Origin of the sequence: Sphaerisporangium viridialbum (assembly GCF_049674955.1) — a bacterium.
Taxonomy (GTDB): domain Bacteria; phylum Actinomycetota; class Actinomycetes; order Streptosporangiales; family Streptosporangiaceae; genus Sphaerisporangium; species Sphaerisporangium viridialbum.
This window is the reverse complement of record NZ_CP187232.1, coordinates 6,563,086-6,581,747: the sequence shown is the minus strand read 5'-3', so window position 1 is coordinate 6,581,747 and position 18,662 is coordinate 6,563,086. Positions and strand designations below refer to the sequence as shown.

19 protein-coding genes are annotated in these 18,662 nt (G+C 70.2%); 12 read left to right on the top strand and 7 right to left on the bottom strand.

Annotated elements, in window-relative coordinates; genetic code table 11:
• Positions 1 to 23 precede the first annotated feature (23 nt).
• Genes ACOZ38_RS29835 through dhaK form a run of 3 tightly spaced genes read right to left on the bottom strand, consistent with a single transcriptional unit; the run spans position 24 to position 2,071 of the window.
• Positions 24 to 416, bottom strand: coding sequence for a PTS-dependent dihydroxyacetone kinase phosphotransferase subunit DhaM (locus tag ACOZ38_RS29835; protein WP_424534473.1), 393 nt, complete (start codon positions 414 to 416; stop codon positions 24 to 26).
• Positions 413 to 1,039, bottom strand: a complete 627-nt coding sequence (gene dhaL / locus ACOZ38_RS29830; RefSeq protein WP_424534472.1) for a dihydroxyacetone kinase subunit DhaL — start codon at positions 1,037 to 1,039, stop codon at positions 413 to 415. The genes ACOZ38_RS29835 and dhaL overlap by 4 nt, the downstream gene beginning before the upstream one ends.
• Before the next feature lie 39 nt (positions 1,040 to 1,078).
• Complete coding sequence (dhaK, locus tag ACOZ38_RS29825; RefSeq protein ID WP_424534471.1) at positions 1,079 to 2,071, bottom strand: dihydroxyacetone kinase subunit DhaK; 993 nt, start codon at positions 2,069 to 2,071, stop codon at positions 1,079 to 1,081.
• A 324-nt stretch (positions 2,072 to 2,395) separates the two neighbouring features.
• Here dhaK and ACOZ38_RS29820 point away from each other — a divergent pair, with 324 nt between their 5' ends.
• The 6 genes from ACOZ38_RS29820 (at position 2,396) to ACOZ38_RS29795 (ending at position 8,697) form a co-directional block, all read left to right on the top strand.
• Positions 2,396 to 3,265 carry an endo alpha-1,4 polygalactosaminidase gene (locus ACOZ38_RS29820; RefSeq protein WP_424534470.1) on the top strand — a complete coding sequence of 290 codons (870 nt, stop codon included), beginning with the start codon at positions 2,396 to 2,398 and terminating at the stop codon, positions 3,263 to 3,265.
• Positions 3,255 to 4,175 carry a carbohydrate kinase family protein gene (locus ACOZ38_RS29815; RefSeq protein ID WP_424534469.1) on the top strand — a complete coding sequence of 307 codons (921 nt, stop codon included), beginning with the start codon at positions 3,255 to 3,257 and terminating at the stop codon, positions 4,173 to 4,175. The genes ACOZ38_RS29820 and ACOZ38_RS29815 overlap by 11 nt, the downstream gene beginning before the upstream one ends.
• On the top strand, positions 4,172 to 5,485 hold the full coding sequence (locus tag ACOZ38_RS29810; RefSeq protein ID WP_424534468.1) for an alpha-glucosidase/alpha-galactosidase: 1,314 nt from the start codon (positions 4,172 to 4,174) through the stop codon (positions 5,483 to 5,485). The genes ACOZ38_RS29815 and ACOZ38_RS29810 overlap by 4 nt, the downstream gene beginning before the upstream one ends.
• A 67-nt stretch (positions 5,486 to 5,552) precedes the next feature.
• On the top strand, positions 5,553 to 6,851 hold the full coding sequence (locus ACOZ38_RS29805; RefSeq protein WP_424534467.1) for an ABC transporter substrate-binding protein: 1,299 nt from the start codon (positions 5,553 to 5,555) through the stop codon (positions 6,849 to 6,851).
• Complete coding sequence (locus ACOZ38_RS29800) at positions 6,848 to 7,765, top strand: carbohydrate ABC transporter permease (RefSeq protein ID WP_424534466.1); 918 nt, start codon at positions 6,848 to 6,850, stop codon at positions 7,763 to 7,765. Before ACOZ38_RS29805 ends, ACOZ38_RS29800 begins: the two co-directional genes overlap by 4 nt.
• Positions 7,762 to 8,697 (top strand): carbohydrate ABC transporter permease, encoded by a 936-nt coding sequence (locus ACOZ38_RS29795; protein WP_424534465.1) that lies wholly within the window; start codon positions 7,762 to 7,764, stop codon positions 8,695 to 8,697. Before ACOZ38_RS29800 ends, ACOZ38_RS29795 begins: the two co-directional genes overlap by 4 nt.
• Before the next feature lie 64 nt (positions 8,698 to 8,761).
• Here the strand turns inward: ACOZ38_RS29795 and ACOZ38_RS29790 are convergent, their stop codons facing one another.
• Genes ACOZ38_RS29790 through ACOZ38_RS29775 form a run of 4 tightly spaced genes read right to left on the bottom strand, consistent with a single transcriptional unit; the run spans position 8,762 to position 12,193 of the window.
• Positions 8,762 to 9,685, bottom strand: a complete 924-nt coding sequence (locus ACOZ38_RS29790; protein ID WP_424534464.1) for a LysR family transcriptional regulator — start codon at positions 9,683 to 9,685, stop codon at positions 8,762 to 8,764.
• 11 nt (positions 9,686 to 9,696) lie between these two features.
• Positions 9,697 to 10,824 (bottom strand): NAD(P)/FAD-dependent oxidoreductase, encoded by a 1,128-nt coding sequence (locus ACOZ38_RS29785; protein ID WP_424534463.1) that lies wholly within the window; start codon positions 10,822 to 10,824, stop codon positions 9,697 to 9,699.
• A gap of 11 nt (positions 10,825 to 10,835) precedes the next feature.
• On the bottom strand, positions 10,836 to 11,024 hold the full coding sequence (locus tag ACOZ38_RS29780) for a ferredoxin (protein ID WP_061261667.1): 189 nt from the start codon (positions 11,022 to 11,024) through the stop codon (positions 10,836 to 10,838).
• Complete coding sequence (locus tag ACOZ38_RS29775; RefSeq protein ID WP_424534462.1) at positions 11,021 to 12,193, bottom strand: cytochrome P450; 1,173 nt, start codon at positions 12,191 to 12,193, stop codon at positions 11,021 to 11,023. The genes ACOZ38_RS29780 and ACOZ38_RS29775 overlap by 4 nt, the downstream gene beginning before the upstream one ends.
• Positions 12,194 to 13,963: 1,770 nt before the next feature.
• Here ACOZ38_RS29775 and ACOZ38_RS29770 point away from each other — a divergent pair.
• The 6 genes from ACOZ38_RS29770 to ACOZ38_RS29745 all read left to right on the top strand — a co-directional run bounded on the left by ACOZ38_RS29770 (position 13,964) and on the right by ACOZ38_RS29745 (position 18,492).
• Positions 13,964 to 14,731 (top strand): cyclase family protein, encoded by a 768-nt coding sequence (locus ACOZ38_RS29770; RefSeq protein ID WP_424534461.1) that lies wholly within the window; start codon positions 13,964 to 13,966, stop codon positions 14,729 to 14,731.
• Positions 14,728 to 16,422, top strand: a complete 1,695-nt coding sequence (locus tag ACOZ38_RS29765; protein ID WP_424534460.1) for a thiamine pyrophosphate-binding protein — start codon at positions 14,728 to 14,730, stop codon at positions 16,420 to 16,422. Before ACOZ38_RS29770 ends, ACOZ38_RS29765 begins: the two co-directional genes overlap by 4 nt.
• Before the next feature lie 79 nt (positions 16,423 to 16,501).
• Positions 16,502 to 17,245, top strand: coding sequence for a lysophospholipid acyltransferase family protein (locus ACOZ38_RS29760; RefSeq protein ID WP_424534459.1), 744 nt, complete (start codon positions 16,502 to 16,504; stop codon positions 17,243 to 17,245).
• A gap of 46 nt (positions 17,246 to 17,291) precedes the next feature.
• Positions 17,292 to 17,708, top strand: a complete 417-nt coding sequence (locus ACOZ38_RS29755; RefSeq protein WP_424534458.1) for a PPOX class F420-dependent oxidoreductase — start codon at positions 17,292 to 17,294, stop codon at positions 17,706 to 17,708.
• A 149-nt stretch (positions 17,709 to 17,857) separates the two neighbouring features.
• Positions 17,858 to 18,082 carry a FitA-like ribbon-helix-helix domain-containing protein gene (locus ACOZ38_RS29750; RefSeq protein ID WP_424534457.1) on the top strand — a complete coding sequence of 75 codons (225 nt, stop codon included), beginning with the start codon at positions 17,858 to 17,860 and terminating at the stop codon, positions 18,080 to 18,082.
• Positions 18,079 to 18,492, top strand: a complete 414-nt coding sequence (locus ACOZ38_RS29745; protein ID WP_424534456.1) for a type II toxin-antitoxin system VapC family toxin — start codon at positions 18,079 to 18,081, stop codon at positions 18,490 to 18,492. Before ACOZ38_RS29750 ends, ACOZ38_RS29745 begins: the two co-directional genes overlap by 4 nt.
• The last annotated feature ends 170 nt before the right edge of the window (positions 18,493 to 18,662 follow it).

Sequence of the window (18,662 nt, the reverse complement as noted above, 5' to 3'; positions counted from 1 at the left end):
CGTCCTTTTTGCGGTATTAGTCGTCATAGTTTGCGGTATGTCCTGGCATCTTCGGCGGCGTCCAGTACTCCTTCCAGTGAGGCCCCGATGCCGGCCGCCACGGCCGCCGCTATGGCGCCCTCGACGAAGGGGACGTCGGCGATCACCACCTGACCGGGTCGCTCGAAAAGGAGGGCCGTCAGCACCGAGCTGCCGAGGTCGGGGATGAGCACGACCCCTGCTCCCCGGCCGACCTCCTCGATGGCCGCCGCCACCTTGTCCGGGCTGGTGCCGAGCCCGCCGTCGTCGGTGCCCCCCGCGGGCGCCACCCGTACGCCGGGTCCGGCGATCCCCACGGCGAGCGCGACCGCCTCCCTCGCCAGCGCGTCGCTGTGCGAGACGAGGACGATGCCCACGAGACCGTCCCGAGTGGTCATCCGGCGGCCACCGCGCGCAGGGCGGTGAGGACCAGGGCGGTGGAGGCCGCGCCCGGGTCCTGGTGGCCGATGCTGCGCTCGCCCAGGTAGCTGGCGCGTCCCTTGCGGGCCTGGAGGGGGATCGTCGCCTGGGCGCCCTCCTCCGCCGCCGCGCGGGCGGCGTCGAGCGCCTCCTCGGCCTTCGTCCCGTTCTGTACGGCCGCGGAGAGGGCGCGTGACGCGGGGGCGAGGGCGTCCACCATGGTCTTGTCGCCCTCGGCCGCGCCGCCGAGCCTCCGCACGCCCGCGAGGGCCGCCTCGAAGCCGGACGCCAGCTCGGCGAGCGTGACGTCGGCGCCGGAGCCGAGGGCCTTGCCCAACTCGCGGAAGGCCGTCCCGTAAAGGGGTCCCGAGGCGCCGCCGACCTTGCGGATCAGCGTCGTGCCGGTGAGGCTGAGGACGGCTCCCGGGGTGCCGCCCGGCGCGGCGGCCAGGGCCTCCCGGACGGCGGTGAAGCCGCGGTCCAGGTTGGAGCCGTGGTCGGCGTCACCGATGGCGGCGTCGAGCCGCGTCAGGTGGTCGCGGTTCGTGCCGACGGCCCGCGCGACCTCCTCGATCCAGGCGGTGAAGAACTGGGCGTCCATGGGGCTCGCGACTCCTCGAAGCGGGTGCGGGTGGTGCCGTCACCGGCCCCAGCGGAGGCCGGGGGTCTCCACGGGGGCGTCCCAGAGGCGGGTGAGCTCGTCGGTCAGCTTGCACACGCTCACCGAGAAACCCTGCATGTCGAGGCTGGTGACGTAGTTGCCCACCAGGGCGCGGGCGGGCTCGGCGCCCTGGTCGCGCAGGTAGGCGGCGACCTCGGCGAAGACGACGTACAGCTCGATGAGCGGGGTGCCGCCCATGCCGTTGACCAGCACCAGCGTGTCGCCGGAGAGCGGCATGTCGGCGTTGACGGCGTCCATGGCGACGCGGGCCAGCTCGCGGGCCGGGGCGATGGGAGCGCGGGTGCGGCCGGGCTCGCCGTGGATGCCGATGCCCAGCTCGATCTCGTCGCCGGCCAGCTCGAAGGTCGGCTTCCCGGCCGCCGGGACGGTGCAGGGGGACAGGGCCACGCCGAACGAGCGGCTGCGCGCGTTGACCTCCTCGCCCACCTTGGCCACCTCGGCGAGGGACGCGCCCTCCTCGGCCAGGGCTCCGGCGATCTTCTCCACGAAGACCGTCGCGCCGGTGCCGCGGCGGCCGGCGGTGTAGAGGGAGTCCTTGACGGCCACGTCGTCGTTGACGAGCACGACGGCGACCTCGATGCCCTCCTCGGCGCACAGCTCCGCCGCCATCTCGAAGTTCAGCACGTCGCCGGTGTAGTTCTTGACGATGTGCAGCACCCCGGCGCCGCCGTCGACGCCCTTGGTGGCCTCGATGACCTGGTCGGGGACCGGTGAGGTGAAGATCTCTCCCGGACAGGCCGCGTCGAGCATGCCGTGCCCGACGAAGCCCCCGTGCAGCGGTTCGTGACCGGAGCCGCCCCCCGACACCAGCCCGACCTTGCCCCGCGTGGGCGCGGACCGGCGGTACACGATCTTGTTCTCCAGGTCCACGCGGAGCCCGGGGTGGGCCTCGGCGATTCCGGCGAGCGCGTCGGCGACGACGGAGTCCGCGCTGTTGATGAGCTTCTTCATGAGGCGGTCCTCGGCTGTGATCGGTGGTTCCCCGGCCAGACTCTCCCCGTTCGCGGATCCTGGCAAGCGCCGCCCGCTCCCGTCTGCGGATGTAATCGACTCTTAATGCGCGAAAAGCTTGAATTTCGCGCATGAACGCGCAAGCCTGAAGGCGCGTTCGAGGTGGTCCAGGAAGGAGACCTCATCCGCGTGCTGGCGTGAGCCCCGGCGAACGGAGTGTGGGCCGCGCCACTCCGCCGTCCATGGCGAGGCCGGTCCGGAGAGTGGGGAACAGCGCGCATTTCGCCACTTTGTCCCGAACATAATCGTTCGCGAGGAGTGTCCATGCGTCTTCCACGGAGTCCCCGTATCTTCCGTGCGTTATCCGTCGTCGCCTTCGCCGTTCTCTGCCTGACCGGCGTCCAAGCCCAGGCTCAGGCGGCCGCGCTACCCGCTCCCGTCGCCTGCTCCGGCTGCTGGCGGCCCGCCCTGCAGACAAGCTGGCAGTGGCAGCTCTCATCCCTGCCGACCACCCCCTTCGCCGATGTGCAGATGTACGACATCGACGGCTTCGAGGCGGGCGGCGCGCTGGTCAGGTCGCTGCACGACACCAAGCCGGGCCGCGGGGTCGTCTGCTACATCAGCGCCGGATCGTACGAAGACTGGCGTCCTGACGCCGCGCAGTTCCCCGCCTCCGTGCTCGGAAAGGCTCTCGACGGATGGGCGGGCGAGCGCTGGCTCGACATCCGGCAGTACGCAGGCACGCTCGGCACGATCATGAAGGCCCGCCTGGACAGGTGCAAGGCCGCCGGGTTCGACGCGGTCGAGCCGGACAACGTCGACGGCCACACCAACGACACCGGCTTCCCGCTGAAGGCGTCCGACCAGCTCGCGTACAACTCCTGGCTGGCCAACGAGGCGCACAGGCGCGGCCTGTCCGTGGCGCTGAAGAACGACAACGCGCAGATCCCGCAGCTCCTGCCGTACTTCGACTTCGCGCTCAACGAGCAGTGCTTCCAGTACTCCGAGTGCACCACCGCCGACAACGGCTCCTACGGATACGACCAGTTCGTCAACGCGGGCAAGGCCGTGTTCGAGGTGGAGTACAGCCTCGCCACCTCGAAGTTCTGCACCAAGGCCAACACGGCGAACTTCAACTCGTTGAAGAAACACCTGAACCTGGACGCCTACCGCGTCCCGTGCCGTGGCGCCTGAGTACGACCTGCTGGTCGTCGGCGACGCCAACCCCGACGTGGTGCTCACCGGAGCGCCACGTCGGCCGGCGTACGGTCAGCGCGAGGAGCTGGTGGAGCGGGGCGAGCTGGTGCTCGGCGGGTCCGGCGCGATCACGGCGTGCGGCGCCGCGCGGCTCGGGCTGCGGACGGCCTTCGTCGGCCGCGTCGGCGCCGACGCCGCGGGGCGCCTGGTCCTCGGGATGCTCGCCGAGCGCGGGGTGGACACCCGTCACTGCGTCGTTGACGAGCGCCCGACCGCGCTCACCGTGGTCCTGGCGCGGGAGGGCGCGGGCGGGCGGGCGATCCTCACCGCGCCGGGGTGCCTGCCGTACCTCACCGCGGACGACGTGCCGGGGCACCTGCTCAGGGCCGCAGCACACGTGCACGTTTCGTCGTACTTCCTCCAGCCGGGCCTCGCCGCCGGGCTCCCCGCGCTGTTCGGGCAGGCGCGCGGCACGACCAGCCTGGACACCAACGACGACCCCGCGGGGGAGTGGCGGGGGCTGGACGAGGTGCTCAAGACGGCCGGCGTGCTGCTGCCCAACGCCGCCGAGGCGCTCGCGATCACCGGCGAGCCCGCCGTCGAGAAGGCCGCCGAGGCCCTCGCCCTGCGCGGCGTGCTGCCGGTCGTCAAGGACGGCCGCGACGGCGCGCTGGCGTGGGCCGACGGGGCCGCCGTACGGGTGCCCGCGCCGTACGTGCCGGAGGCCGAGATCGCCGACACCGTCGGCGCGGGCGACTCCTTCAACGCCGGATTCATCGCGGCCCGGCTGCGCGGCCTGGACCTTCCCGGGAGCCTCCGCGTCGCCGTGGCCTGCGGATCGCTGTCAACCCGTGCGGCAGGCGGAACCGCCGCCCAGCCCACCTGGGACGAGGTGCACAACCAGTGAAGATCGTATTTCTCGGCGCCGGGAGCGTCGAGTTCACCCAAGGGCTACTGGCCGACCTGTTCGGCTTCCCCGAGCTGCGCGAGCGGGACGACCTGGAGATCGCTCTCCACGACATCGACCCCGGGCGCCTGCGGACCGCCGAGGCCGCCGCGCACTACATCGCGGCAGCGGGAGTCTCGGCTCCGCTCCCCGTGAAGATCACCGCGCACCTGGAGCGGCGGCCCGCCCTCGAAGGGGCCGACTTCGTGATCAACATGATCCAGGTCGGCATGATCGGCGCGACCCGCACCGACTTCGAGATCCCCGCCCGTTACGGGCTGCGCCAGACGATCGGCGACACGCTCGGCGTCGGCGGGATCTTCCGGGCGCTCCGCACCTTCCCGGTGCTGGAGGGCATCGGCCGCGACATCGCGGAGCTCTGTCCCGACGCCTGGCTGCTCAACTACACCAACCCGATGGCCATGAACGTGTGGTACCTCAACGCGGCCACCCCGGTGCGGAACGTCGTCGGGCTCTGCCACTCGGTGCATTGGACCATCCACGACCTGTCCGAGCTGGTGGGCGTGCCCATGGACGAGGTGTCCTTCCTCGCCGCCGGGGTCAACCACCAGGCGTGGGTGCTGCGGTTCGAGCGCGCGGGGCAGAGCCTCTACCCACGCCTGGACGAGGCCATCGAGCGCGACCCCGGCCTGCTGCGCAGGGTGCGCGTCGACATGTACCGGCGGCTCGGCGTCTTCCCGACCGAGAGCAGCGAGCACTCCTCGGAGTACGTGCCGTGGTACCTGCACAGCGACCAGGAGATCGAGCGGCTGCGCATCCCGGTGGGCGACTACATCGGCATCAGCGAGGAGAACGTGCGGCGGTACGAGGCCACCCGCGACGCGCTCGGCGCCGGGAGGCCCATCCCGGTCGAGGCCACCATGGAGTACGCGCCGCAGATCATCCACAGCGTCGTGACCGGCGCCCGGCGCGTGGTCTACGGCAACGTCGTCAACCGCGGCCTGATCGGCAACCTCCCGCCCGGGTGCGTCGTCGAGGTGCCGTGCGTGGCGGACGCGCTCGGTGTGCGGCCGATGGCCGTGCCCGACCTGCCGCCGCAGTGCGCGGCGCTCAACCGCGCGTACGTCGCCGTCAACGAGCTGACCGTGCGCGCGGCCCTGGAGGGGCGGCCGGACCACATCCGGCACGCGGTGATGGCGGACCCCAACGCCTCCGCGACGCTGACGGTCGAGCAGATCTGGGCCCTGTGCGACGACATGGTACGGGCGCACGGCGACCTGCTCCCCGCGTCACTGAGAGGTGCCGTGTGAGCGGATCGCCGGCGCGCGGAACGACCGAGGAGGAACCGGTGAAGACCATTCCCGTAAGGAGGCCCCGGTGAGCCGGGCCTGGCGGAGCGGCACGCTGGCGGCCGTCGCGGCCGGGCTCGCCGCGGTCGTGGGGCTCGCGGCCTGCGGCGCCCCTGCCGAGGAGGCCGCGGGCCCGGTGAAGGTGGTCTGGTGGCACGGCCAGGTGGAGACCCAGGCGAAGGTGATCCAGGGTCTCGCCGCCGACTACAACCGCACCCATCCGGGCGTCCAGGTCGTCCCCGCCGTCGGCACGACCAACGTGGACGACATGCTGCAGAAGGTGCAGGCCGCGCTCGCCGGCGGCGACGCGCCCGACATCGCGTACATGTACGGATCCTGGTCGGCCCATCTGGCCAAGAGCCCAAAGGTGTACGACCTGACCAAGCTCGTGAAGGACCCGGCCTTCGGGTGGGACGACTTCTGGCCGTCGGAGCGGGCGGCGGCCGAGGTGAACGGGAAGGTCATCGGCGTCCCCGCGATCGTGGACAACCTCGCGGTGGTCTACAACAAGAAGCTGTTCGACGCGGCGGGCGTGCCGTACCCGTCCAAGGACTGGACGTGGGAGGACTTCCGCGCCGCCGCCGCGAAGCTGACTTCTCCCGAAAAAGGCGTATATGGCACGGCATATCCGGTCACCGGGAGCGAGGACACGGTATGGCGGTTCTGGCCCATGCTCTGGCAGCAGGGCGGGTCGATCGTGTCCCCGGACGGCAAGACGGTGGCGTTCGACACGCCGCAGGCCGTTCAGGCGTTGACGTTCTGGCAGTCGATGGCGCGTCAGGATAAGTCCGTATATCTGGACCAAAACGGGGAGAAGTTCCTCCCGCTGTTCCAGAGCGGGAAGGTGGGCATGGTCATCGCGGGGCCGTGGGCGCTCCTCGACTTCATCGACCACAAGATCTCGTACGGCGTCCAGGTGCTGCCCGGCTACGGCGGCAACCACGAGACCATCGCGGGTCCGGACAACTGGGTCGTGTTCGACAACGGCTCGAAGCGGACCAAGGCCGCCACCGACTTCCTGACCTGGATCACCCGCCCGGAGCAGGACGCCCGCTGGACGCTCGGCCTCGGCAACCTGCCCGTCCGCAAGGCCACGATGGAACTCCCGGCGTACAAGCAGTTCGTCAAGGACTTCCCCGACGTGGACGTCTTCACCGCCAACCTCGACAACGCCAAGCAGGCCCGTCCGGCGCTGGAGAGCTATCCGGAGTTCTCCGAGAAGGTCGGCGACGCGATCGGGCAGGCGCTGATCGGCGGCACGCCCGTACAGCAGGCGCTGGACCAGGCGGCCAAGGACGCGGGCCGCGTGCTCGCGAAGTCGCGGTGAGCGTGACGGTGGGCGTCAGGCGGGTGCCCGTCCGCGCCGGCGCCCGCCGCCTGCTTCCCGACCTCACCGGCTGGGGCTTCGTGCTCCCGGCCACCCTGGTGATCGTCGGCCTGTCGCTCTTCCCGGCCGCGTGGGCGCTGCTGCTCTCCCTCCGCGACGGCGACCTGATCTCCGGCGGCGCGTACGTGGGCCTGCAGAACTACCGGGACATGCTGGACGACCCGGACCTGCTCGCCGCCACCGGGCACACCCTGCTGTACACCGTGCTGTTCGTCCCCGGCTCGGTGATCCTCGGGCTGCCCCTGGCGCTGATGCTCAACCGGCCCATCCGGCTCATCGGGTTCTACCGTACGTGCATCTTCGTCCCGTACGTCGTGTCGGCCGCCGCCACCGGGATCCTCGCCAACTTCGTCTTCGACCCGGAGTTCGGCATCGCCAACACGGTGCTGCGGGCGGTGGGGCTGCCGCCGCTCGGGTTCCTCCAGGACCCCGGCCAGGCGATGATCGTGCTCGTCGTCATCTCGCTGTGGGGCGGCATCGGGCTCCCCGCCGTGGTCTACCTCGCCGCGTTGCAGGACATCCCGCGCGAGCTGACCGAGGCGGCGCGGGTGGACGGGGCCTCGGGGCGGCACGTGTTCCGGCACGTCATCGTGCCGCAGCTCCGCCCGGCCACGGTCTTCCTGGTGATCTGGCAGACGATCGACGCGCTCCAGCTCTTCGACCTCGTCTACACCACCACCAAGGGCCAGCCGCTCGACTCCACCACGGTGATCGTTCTCTACCTGTACCAGCAGGCGTTCCAGCTGTTCCACTCCGGGTACGGCGCGGCGGTGGCGTACGGGCTGTTCGTGCTCACGCTCGCGGTCTCCTCCGTCGCCCTGTGGTACTCGCGCCGAGGGGAGGCCCACGCATGACCACCGCGACCGGCCCTGTCAGTCCTGCCGGCTCTGTCGGCTCTGCCGACGTGGTCGGCGTGGTCGGCACTGAGAGCCCTGGGAGCCGGGGCGCGACCGGCGGCGGCATGCCGGGAGGGAAGAGCGGGCGGCCGTGGCTGGCCCATCTCATCCTGATGCCCACCGCGCTGGTCTTCGCCGCCCCGCTGGTGTGGATGGCGCTGACGGCGTTCATGCCGGACACCGACATCAACCGCTACCCGCCCCGCGTCTGGCCGTCGCACTTCACGCTCGCCGGATTCGCCCGGATCTTCACCGAGGACGACTATCCGCGCTGGCTGATGAACACCGTCCTCGTCTCGGCCGTCGCCGTGGCCGGGCACCTGGTGCTCTGCTCCCTCGCCGGGTACGGCTTCGCCCGCCTGCGGTTCCGGGGCAGGACGCTGACCTTCGCCCTCGTCATGGCGACCGTCATGGTCCCGGCCCAGGTGCTGATGATCCCGACGTTCCTGATGTTCCGTAACCTCGGGCTGATCGACACGCTCGGCGCGGCCTTCGTCCCCTGGCTCGCCTCGGCCTTCGGCGTCTTCCTCATGCGGCAGTTCTTCCTCTCGCTGCCGCGCGAACTGGAGGAGGCCGCGACGATCGACGGCTGCTCCCGCCTCGGGGTGTTCTTCCGGATCGTGCTCCCGCTCGCCCGGCCGGCCCTCGCGACGCTGACGGTGTTCACGCTGCTCGGCGCGTGGAACGACCTGATCTGGCCGCTGATCGCCATCAGCTCGGAGGACACCTACACCATCCAGATGGGCCTCGCCACCTTCGCCGGCGCCCGTCACACCGAATGGTCCGCCCTCATGGCCGGCAACCTCGTCGCCACCCTCCCCCTGGTAGCCGCCTTCATCCTGGCCCAGCGCCACTTCGTCGCCACCATGAGCTTCTCCGGCCTCAAGTGACCCCGGCGGGCAACGTACGCCGGCAGCTTCCTGGCCCGGTCCGGCTCTGTGGGCCTGGGCGGCATCAGAGATGCGTCGCGACGTCGAACAGTAGCGCCCGAAGCCATTCGATGAAGTACTGATCAGCCAGTCGGGGGTTCCAGACCATGTCGATCCCGAGCCCGGGAAGCGGGAATGGGAACTCCTCGATCCGCAGGTCGGCAAGTGTCCGCATGGCGGCGGCGACTTGGTAGCGAAGGAGAGCGACGCCGCCCGCGCGTGCGACCAGGAAAGGTACCAGCAGAAAGTCGGAGATCAACTGGCCGACACGGTAGGGGATCCCCCTCTCCTCCAGCACCGAATAGGGGAAGACCCGCCGATCAGTGTCGACGACGATGTGCGGCTGTGTGGTCAGCAGGTCGAGCGCGTTCGCATCCGGTGGCGTGTCCGGTGAGGCCACCACCACACAGCGGTCGTTGTAGAGGCGCTCGCGTGGATACGGTGAGAAGTGCCCCTCGGAGAGCAGCACGACGTCGACGCCCTTGTCGGTGAAAGTGGCCTCGGTCGGCACCGTGATCGTACGTAGACGCAACGTGGCACGAGGAGCGCGCTCGGCAATGAGCCGCGTCAGTTGAGGGCCGACGACGAACGCCGTGCTGTTCGTCATGGCGATCGTGATGACGCGCTGATCCGTGGCGGGGTCGAAGCAGGGGAAGTTCACGATGCGTGCCGTCTGTTGCAGGGCACTGCGCAGCGGCGCGATCAGCTCCTGTGCCCGCGGGGTCAGGGTGACGCCTGCCCCCTGCCGGACGACGAGGTCGTCACCCAGCAGACGCCGCATTCTCGTGAGGGCGTGACTCATCGCCGGCTGTGACAGACCGACTCGTTCCGCCGCCCTGGTCACCGAACGCTCTTCCAGGAGCGCGAGGAGGGGCACCAACAGGTTGAGGTTGACCGATGCCAGCCGGTCCAACGCCGAACCTGTGGCGCCCTCTCCGTCGTGTCCCATGGAGAGGAACCCTACGCGGCCGCCTGACTCATACGACGCAGCCGGGGAATCGGGACCCGGTAGTTGAGCGCAGCGGCCACACCGGTCCCGTTGTCGTGTGACCAGCGCATCAACGCCGGTCCGCCACCGGGCTCTCCGTCGACGTACGTCGGTTCCCCCTCCAGCGGTAGATAGCCCACCGCCTTGAGGCTCAGCCCGAACTGCTCGGTCCAGAAGTACGGCTGGAACTGGAGCGGCGGCGCGTCGTCGCCGCGGACGAGTGCCCTGGCGGCGGCCTTCGCCTGCTCGATCGCGCTGCTCCAGAGGGGGATGCGGCGCAGGCCGTACGGAGTGGGGAAAGCCGCGAGGTCACCGACGGCCGCGACGTCGGGCCGGACCAGCCCACGCGAGTCGACCGGGATGACGCCCTTCGCCGCAAGTCCCGTGTCCGCGAGCCATTCCGTGTTGGGCACGTCGCCGACGGCGGTCATGATCATCTCTGCCTGGAGGACCGCGCCCTCGTCAAGGACGACCCGAGCGCTCCCCTCACGCCGTTCGAGCCGTGCCGACCCGGTCTCGACGATGGTGAGCTCTTGGTCCAGCGCGGCCTTGACGAAGACGCCGGCGAGGTATGGACCGAGCTGGACGATCAGCGGCACGCCCTGGGAGACGAGGGTGACCTGGCAGCCGGCGGCCAGGCACCCCGAGGCGATCTCCATTCCGAGCGGGCCTCCGCCCACCACGATGACCGATGGCCTGGCCGCCAGCCGGCTGCGCAGGGACAGCGCGTCATCGAGTCCGCGCAGGGTGACTTCCTCGGAAAGGCCGGACAACCGTCGCGCCCGGGAGCCGGTGGCCAGGACGACGCGGTCGTACGGCAGAGCCGTGCCGTCGCCGAGGGTGACGAGCCGACGATCGAGGTCGAGTGCGGTCGCACGTACGCCCAGAAGTTCGGTCGCCGCGTGGCTGGCCGGCGGAAGCTCGTGCGACGACATGTCGTCACCGTCGAGCAGGAGCGCCTTCGACAGGGCCGGGCGGCTGTACGCCGGGTGCGGCTCGTCGCCGACGATGGTCAGCTCGCCGTCGAAGCCGGCCTCGCGGAGCGTGTCGGCCGCGGTCAGCCCGGCGATCCCGTTGCCGACGACAACGACGCGATCCATCGTGCCTCCGCTCATGCGATCCTCAGCGCCGCGACCGGACACACGCGCACAGCGGCGTTCGCCAGGGCGGCGTCGGCTTCGTCGACCTCCTCGCGGTCCAGCACGAGCTCGCCGTCGTCGTCGAGGTGCATGAGCTGCGGGGCGGCCTCCTCGCACAGGCCGTGGCCCTCACAGCGGGGGCGGTCAAGAACGATCTTCATGCGGGGATCACCTCCAGGACGGGGAGCTCCTCGATACTTCGGGTGATGTTGCTGGGAACACGGACCTCGGGCCCGACGACGAGGCGCTTGACGCGCCGGGAAAGCGCTTCGATCACAGCGTGAGCCTCCAGGCGCGCGAGTCCCTGGCCCGCGCAGCCGTGAGGGCCGTAGCCGAACGACAGATGGTCGACCGGATTGCGCGCGACGAGGAAGGCGTCCGGGTTCTCGTAGTGCCGGGGGTCGCGGTTGCCGGCGCCGAGCAGGACCGCGATCTGTGCGCCTGCCGGGATGACGGTCCCGTCGATGTCGACGTCCTTGGTGGCGCGCCGGCCCCAGGCGTTGACGGGAGGCCAGAAGCGCAGCGCCTCGTTGAACGCCCCCGGTACCAGTGACGGGTTCTCGCGGATCAGGTCGAGCTGGTCGGGGTGCGATGCGAAGAGGGCGACGATGTTGCCGATCGCCGCCACGGTGGTGTCGACGCCGGCACCGAGGTACTGGTGGATGATGTGGCCGGCCGTGTCCGGCGGAATGGCGCCACGTGCCTCGGCGTCGAAGATGCCGCGGCCCACGGACCCTTCGGCCAGGTCGGAGGCTTTGACCTGGGCGCACCATTCGTAGAGCTCGCCGGCGATCGGGAAGCTCTCGGCCGTGCGCTGGTTCATCGGACCGAGGACCTGCATGGCGGCCTGTCCCCAGCGCAGCATGTTGTCGCGCACGTGGCCCGTGAAGCCGATCAGGTCCGCGACGACCTCCAGCGGGAACGCCCGAGCGAGGGCGTCGATGGCCTCGAAGGAGCCCCTCTCGACGAGCTCGGCGACGAGAACGTCCGCCTTCGCCTCGATCCGGCCCTTGAGCCCGCGCAGCGCACGCGGTGCGAGGTTCTCGGTGAGCGTGGCGCGCAGCTGGGTGTGCACCGGCGGATCGGACGCCAGCGAGGTGCCGGTGAGCGCCTCGTTGGCCATCGGATTGAATGCGATCGAGGTCGAGGAGAACGACTCCCAGTCCGAGAGCGCATCACGGATAACGGCGTACCGCGTCAGCGCGTAGACATCGTTCTTCCGGAGGTGGACGACGAGACCCTGCTCCCGCAGTTCGGCGTAGACGGGGTACGGGTCGAGTACGACCGCGTCGGCGAAGAGGTCGACGTCGGAGGTAGGCGGGGTGGTCATGCCCTTAGTGAAGTGGCTGGCCTCACATCGAACAAGTGAATGCTTTACATGCTGTTATATGCATGACATTCATGTGCCACCCGGGCTGCGGCGGCGGGGTGCCAGAACCTCTTGGCGATGGCTTCGGCGCCGGTTTGACATAGCGCATGGCGGTGCGGGGGCTCCCTCTGCGCTGGCCTGGCCTGGTCGATGTGTGGCCGTTTGATGTCTGCCGATGCCATCGGTTCGGATCCGGAATGCGATGGTCTGAGTCGGCGCGGCCTGGTCTTTCCGTGCGCTTTTATGCGCTGTCGAGCGGAACTACTTCAGTGATTTCAAAGGAGTGGTCGCGGGGCTGTCGACGTGGATTCTCGTATTGGGCTTGGCGGGCTGTTCTTTCTTAGTCCCAGGTGGTGCCGGCGGTGCGCGAGTAGCTGTCCCAGGTGGTGCCGGCGGTGCGGGAGCGGGAGTCCCAGGTGGTTCCGGCGGTGCGGGCGGAGGCGGTGGAGTTCGTCATTTCTTCGGCTCTTTTCGGGTGGGCTGTGTATTTGTTCTCGCACAACCAACTCTGCGGGAATCGCGACCCGCAAACCAGATGAATGGGCGGCAGTAAGCTGCACCGCCGTGACCGCTTCCTGCCACCCCCGGGCCGGACATCCGCCCGAGAACCCGCACGCGCGACATAGCCGCAGGTCGGACCGTTCGTCCACAAGTGACGCAGGCCACGACGTCGCGGAACCGGCTGGTAGGCGGTCACGCCGGCACGTCCTGGAGCGTGCCCCGCGCGGACCTGGGGCCCGCGTCGCGGGGGCACTCCGGCGGGGCCGGATATGGCAGAGGCCCTCGAAGGGAGATCTGGCCGGTGGGTCTGGGACGAGAATGTCCCGGCGTCACACCTGCGCCATTTGGAGGCCTGAGGCTTCGATGCTCACCGATGCCACCGGTTCGTAATCACGGTGGTCTTGGCCCCGGTTGAGCAGAGCCTGTCCAGAAACTTTCTGACGTACTGTCGAGCGGAAATCTTTTCGGTCGTAATGATAGAACTGTGACTTTCTCAGTCCCAGGTGGTGCCGGGAGTGCGGGAGTAGCTGTCCCAGGTGGTGCCGGCGGTGCGGGAGTAGGAGTCCCAGGTGGTTCCGGCGGTGCGGGCGGAGGCGGTGGAGTTCGTCATTTCTCTGTCTCTTTCGTGTGGGCTGTGTATTTGTTCTCGCACAACCAACTCTGCGGGAATCGCAACCCACAAACCAGACGAACCGGCGGCAGCAAGCTGCACCGCCGTGACCGCTTCCTGCCACCGCCACACGGGACATGCAAGTCTGAGCCATAACCCCAGGTCAGGACGTCAACCTGCCTGCGGGGCGCGAGCGCGCGAAGGTGGTCCGCTCGTTCGTGATGCGGGGACCGCACGGCCGGGCGCCTGGGACACGCGGGACGGTCCGGCCGTGCGGCCTGGCCCTCGCCACTCTGCGGCCGGGCCGCGTTCCAGCCGCGTACCGAACACTAATCCTTTCGGTGGAGTGCCCGCAAGGGATATGCCTGTTCCGTTATGGCGGATAAGGGCGGTCCTTCGAGCGGTGAGGCTTTCACGGTGGGTCGGCGATCCAGTGGGCCCTGGCTCCCACCGGGCCGCCGCTCACGTGGCCACCGGTGACCCATGGCCAGGTCGTCGCCGGGCTCCTAGGATTCAGTGGTGCTCGTCGTCGGCGCGCGCTTCGCGCAGGCCGAGGAGCGAAGGGAAGTCACCGGGAGGTCTCCCGGGGATGATGGCTCCTACAGAAAGATGTCTGACGAATGTTGAGCAGTCTCGTCGAGAGCATCCGGAGTGGTGCGATCGAGGTGGTCGACCTCACGGCCCCGCTGAGTTCGGAGACGCCCATCCTCATGCTTCCCGAGCCCTTCGGGAACACCGTGCCGTTCCGGCTCACCGAGATCAGCCGGTACGACGACCGGGGCCCCGCCTGGTACTGGAATGACATCACCACCGGCGAGCACACCGGCACCCACTTCGACGCGCCGGTCCACTGGGTGACCGGACGTGACGGCGAGGACGTCTCCCAGGTGCCGCTCGCGCGCCTGATCGCCCCGGCGGTGGTGCTCGACTTCGCCGCCCGCGCGGCCGCGGACCCCGACTTCCTGCTGGAGATCGAGCACGTCAAGGAGTGGGAGAAGGCCAACGGCCCGCTGCCCGACGGCGGTTGGCTGCTCTACCGCACCGGGTGGGATTCGCGGTCGGGCGACCAGGCGAGCTTCCTCAACGCCGACGAGACCGGGCCCCACACTCCGGGCATCTCGGTCGAGTGCGCCAGGTGGCTCGCCGAGGAGGCCCCGATCGGCGGGCTCGGTGTGGAGACGGTCGGCACCGACGCCGGGGCCGCGCACTCCTTCGACCCGGCCTTCCCCTGCCACTCGTTCCTGCTCGGCGCCGGCAAGTACGGCCTGACGCAGCTCCGCAACCTCGATCGGCTGCCCGTCACAGGCTCGGTGGTCATCGCTCCGCCGCTGCCCATCGTGGGCGGCTCAGGCAGCCCGGTGCGAGTGCTGGCGCTCGTCGAGCGATGATCGTCGCAAGGGCCGTCGGCGGGGTGCTGGCGGAGCTGGGGGTGGACACCGCCTTCGGCGTGGTCGGCAGCGGCAACTTCCACGTCACCAACGCCCTCGTGGAGCACGGCGTCCGGTTCGTCGCCGCCCGTCATGAAGGCGGCGCGGCCACCATGGCCGACGTGTACGCCCGTATGAGCGGCGCGGTCGGCGTCCTCAGCGTGCACCAGGGTCCCGGTCTGACCAACGCGATGACCGGCATCACCGAGGCCGCCAAGAGCCGCACGCCGCTGCTCGTCCTCGCCGGCGAGGCGCTGGAGCCCCGGTCGAACTTCCACATCGACCAGAGCGCGCTGGCCGAGGCGGTGGGCGCGGTGCCCGTACGCGTGGAGTCGCCCGCCACCGCCGTCGCCGACACCGTGCGGGCCTTCCGGCTGGCGGCGCACGACCGCCGGGCCGTCCTGCTGAACCTCCCCCTCGGCGTGCAGGGACGGCCGGTCGAGGGCGGCCTTGAGCCGCTCCCCGCCGCCGGTCAGAGTGCCCCGAGTCCCTCACCCGAGGCGGCGGCGGAGCTGGCGAAGGTGCTGGCCGGGGCGCGGCGTCCCGTCTTCGTCGCCGGGCGCGGGGCCCGGCACGCGCGGAGCGAGCTTGAGGAGCTGGCCGCCCGTACGGGTGCGCTGCTCGCCACCTCGGCCGTCGCCCGGGGCCTGTTCAAGGGCTCTCCATGGAGTCTCGACGTCAGCGGCGGGTTCGCCTCCCCGCTGGCCGCCGAGCTGATCCGCGAGGCCGACGTCATCGTCGGATGGGGCTGCGCGCTCAACATGTGGACGATGCGGCACGGCGCGCTGATCGGGCCCGCCACCACCGTCGTCCAGGTCGACCTCGACCTGGACGCCCTCGGCGCCCACCGCCCCATCGGGCTGGGCGTGCTCGGCGACGTGGCGGCCACCGCGCGGGCGGTGACGGCCCTGCTCGCCGAACGCGGCTCACCGGCCGCGGCGGAACCTCAGAAGCCGGCTGCGGCGGAGTCTCAGGAGCCGGCTGCGGAGGGGTACGGCCGTCGCACGCCCGCCATCGCCGAGAGGATCGCTCGCGAGGTCGCCTGGCGGGACGTGCCGTACGCCGACGAGTCCGGTGACGGCCGCATCGACCCCCGCACGCTGTCGATCGCCCTGGACGACCTGCTACCCGAGGAGCGCGTCGTCAGCGTCGACTCGGGGAACTTCATGGGTTACCCGTCGATGTTCCTGTCGGTGCCCGACGAGTACGGCTTCTGCTTCACCCAGGGCTTCCAGTCCGTGGGCCTCGGCCTCGCCACCGCCATCGGCGCCGCCCTAGCCCGGCCCGACCGGCTGCCCGTCGCGGCCCTCGGGGACGGTGGCGCGCTCATGGGCATCGCCGAACTGGAGACCGTCGTACGCCTCGGCCTGCCCATGGTGATCGTGGTGTACGACGACGAGGCGTACGGCGCCGAGGTGCACCACTTCGGCCCGGACGGCTACCCGCTGGACCAGGTGAGGTTCCCGCCGGCCGACATCGCGGCGATCGCCCGGGGGTTCGGCTGCGCCGCCGTGACCGTGCGCGAGCCCGGCGACCTCGCGGCGGTGTCCGGCTGGCTGGACGGTCCGCGCGACCGGCCGCTCCTGATCCAGGCCAAGGTCACGTCCGCGCACGGATCCTGGTGGCTGGAGGAGGCGTTCCGCGGCCACTGACCTCGGCCGGCCCCCTTCCGCTCGCATCCGGGGAGTCACGGAGACGCCAAGTTACTCGTGCGTAGGTTACGGTGCAGGCATGGCCGACATCCTGTACCCCCTGGTGATCGGGACAGCGCGAGGGCTGTTCAAGGCGCTCGACCTCAAGATCGAGGTGAACGGCGCCGAGCGGGTGCCGAGGAGCGGTGGCGCCGTGCTGGTCAGCAACCACGTGAGCTACCTGGACTTCATCTTCGTCGGATACGGCGCCCACCCCTCCCGCCGGCTCGTGCGTTTCATGGCCAAGAAGGAGGTCTTCTCCAACCGGATCTCCGGGCCGCTGATGCGCGGCATGCGCCACATCCCGGTCGACCGGTCGGCGGGTGCGGGCGCGTACGGCAGCGCCGTGGCCGCCCTGCGCGCGGGCGAGGTGGTCGGCGTGTTCGCCGAGGCGACGATCAGCCGGTCCTTCACGATCAAGGACATCAAGAACGGCGCCGTGCGCATGGCGTCCCAGGCGGAGGTCCCGCTGATCCCGGTCACGGTCTGGGGGACGCAGCGCATGTGGACCAAGGGCTGCCCGAAGGCCCTCACCCGGCGGCACGTGCCCATCACGGTCGACGTCGGGGAACCGTTGTTCCCCAAGCCGGGGCAGGACATCGCGGAGCTCGCGGACGGCCTGCGCACCCGGATGTCCGAGCAGCTCGACCGGGCGCAGCGGAGCTATCCCGAGATCCCGCAGGGCGTGTGGTGGCAGCCCGCCCACCTGGGCGGCACCGCTCCGACCCCCGAGGAGGCCGCCGCCCTGGACGCCGCCGAGCAGCGGGCGCGCCGCCGGGGCTGACCACGGGCCACCGCGGGCCGTGCCGTAACGTGACCTTATGCAGCGAATGAGTGACAGAGAGTGGCGCGAGTTCGTGCTCGAAGGGACGCGCACCGCGAAGATCGGGGTCACCCGGGCCGACGGCCGCCCGCACGTGACGCCCGTGTGGTTCGTCCTGGACGGCGACGACCTGGTGTTCACTACCAGCGGCACCGGCCAGAAGGCCAAGAGCCTGCGCCGCGACCCGAGGGCCGCCGTGTGCGTGGACGAGGACCGGCCGCCGTACGCCTTCGTCATGATCGAGGGCACGGCGGCGATGTCCGACGACCTCGGCGAGCTGACCAAGTGGGCCACCGTGCTCGGCGGGCGCTACATGGGCGAGGACCGCGCCGAGGAGTTCGGCAGGCGCAACGGCGTCCCGGGGGAGGTCGTGGTCCGCATCCGCATCGGCAAGGTCATCGCCGTACGCGACATCGCCGCCTGAGCCCGCCTCACCCCTCGGCCGCCGCCTCCTGGCGCCCCGTCACGCGCGGCGGCGGGATCCTGCACCAGGGTCCCGGCTGGCTCCCGCGCCAGGGGCGCCGTCATGGCCCACTCGGGGCATGCATGCACTCTGCATGCTAAAGTGGTGGCATGGGAACCATCCAGATTCGTGATGTCCCCGATGCGACCGAGCTGACACTCAAGGCACGGGCCGAGCGCGAAGGTAAGTCACTGACGGCCTACGTGCGCGATCTTCTGAACGAGGAGGCCGCCACCCCCACTCTGGACGAGGTGATGGCCAAGATCGCTTCTGATGAGCCGGTGCCTTATGACCCTGACTTCGTCCGCGAGACGATGCGAGAGGGTCACCGGTGAGCCTGGTCGTGGACGCCTCGATCGTCTTCCGCCTGCTGGCCAACGTGAAAGGCGACGATCTTCTCCGCCAGCGGTTGGCCCGCAAGCTGCACGCCCCGGCCTTGATCGACGTCGAGATCGCTTCGGTGGTGCGTGGGCACGTGATCACCAGTAAGCCGGAGGTGCGGATCTCTGAGGCCCGTGCCCGGGTCATGCTGGAGCGCTACGCGCAGCTGAAGATCGTCCGGCACTCGATGCTTCCTCTGCAGCCGCGAGTGCTGGAGCTTCGGAACAACCTCACCGCTTATGACGGCATGTACGTGGCGCTCGCCGAGTCGCTGGGGGTGCCGCTCCTCACCGATGACGCCAAGTTCGCCGGCTCGGCGGGGCACCGTGCGGAGATCCACCGCTACCCGCCGCCATTGGTGTAGATCGCCGGGCGTCGGTCCCATCCTCAGTGGCGCGAATGCGGCGCCTGGAGCGGCAAGGACGGCCATGCCGTGGGCGGTCCGCTAAGGATCTCCAGCGCGCCGTCGAGATAGAAGGCGTCGCCGTCTCTGACCATGGTCCTTCCCACTGCGGACGTCGGCGCGTGAAACGC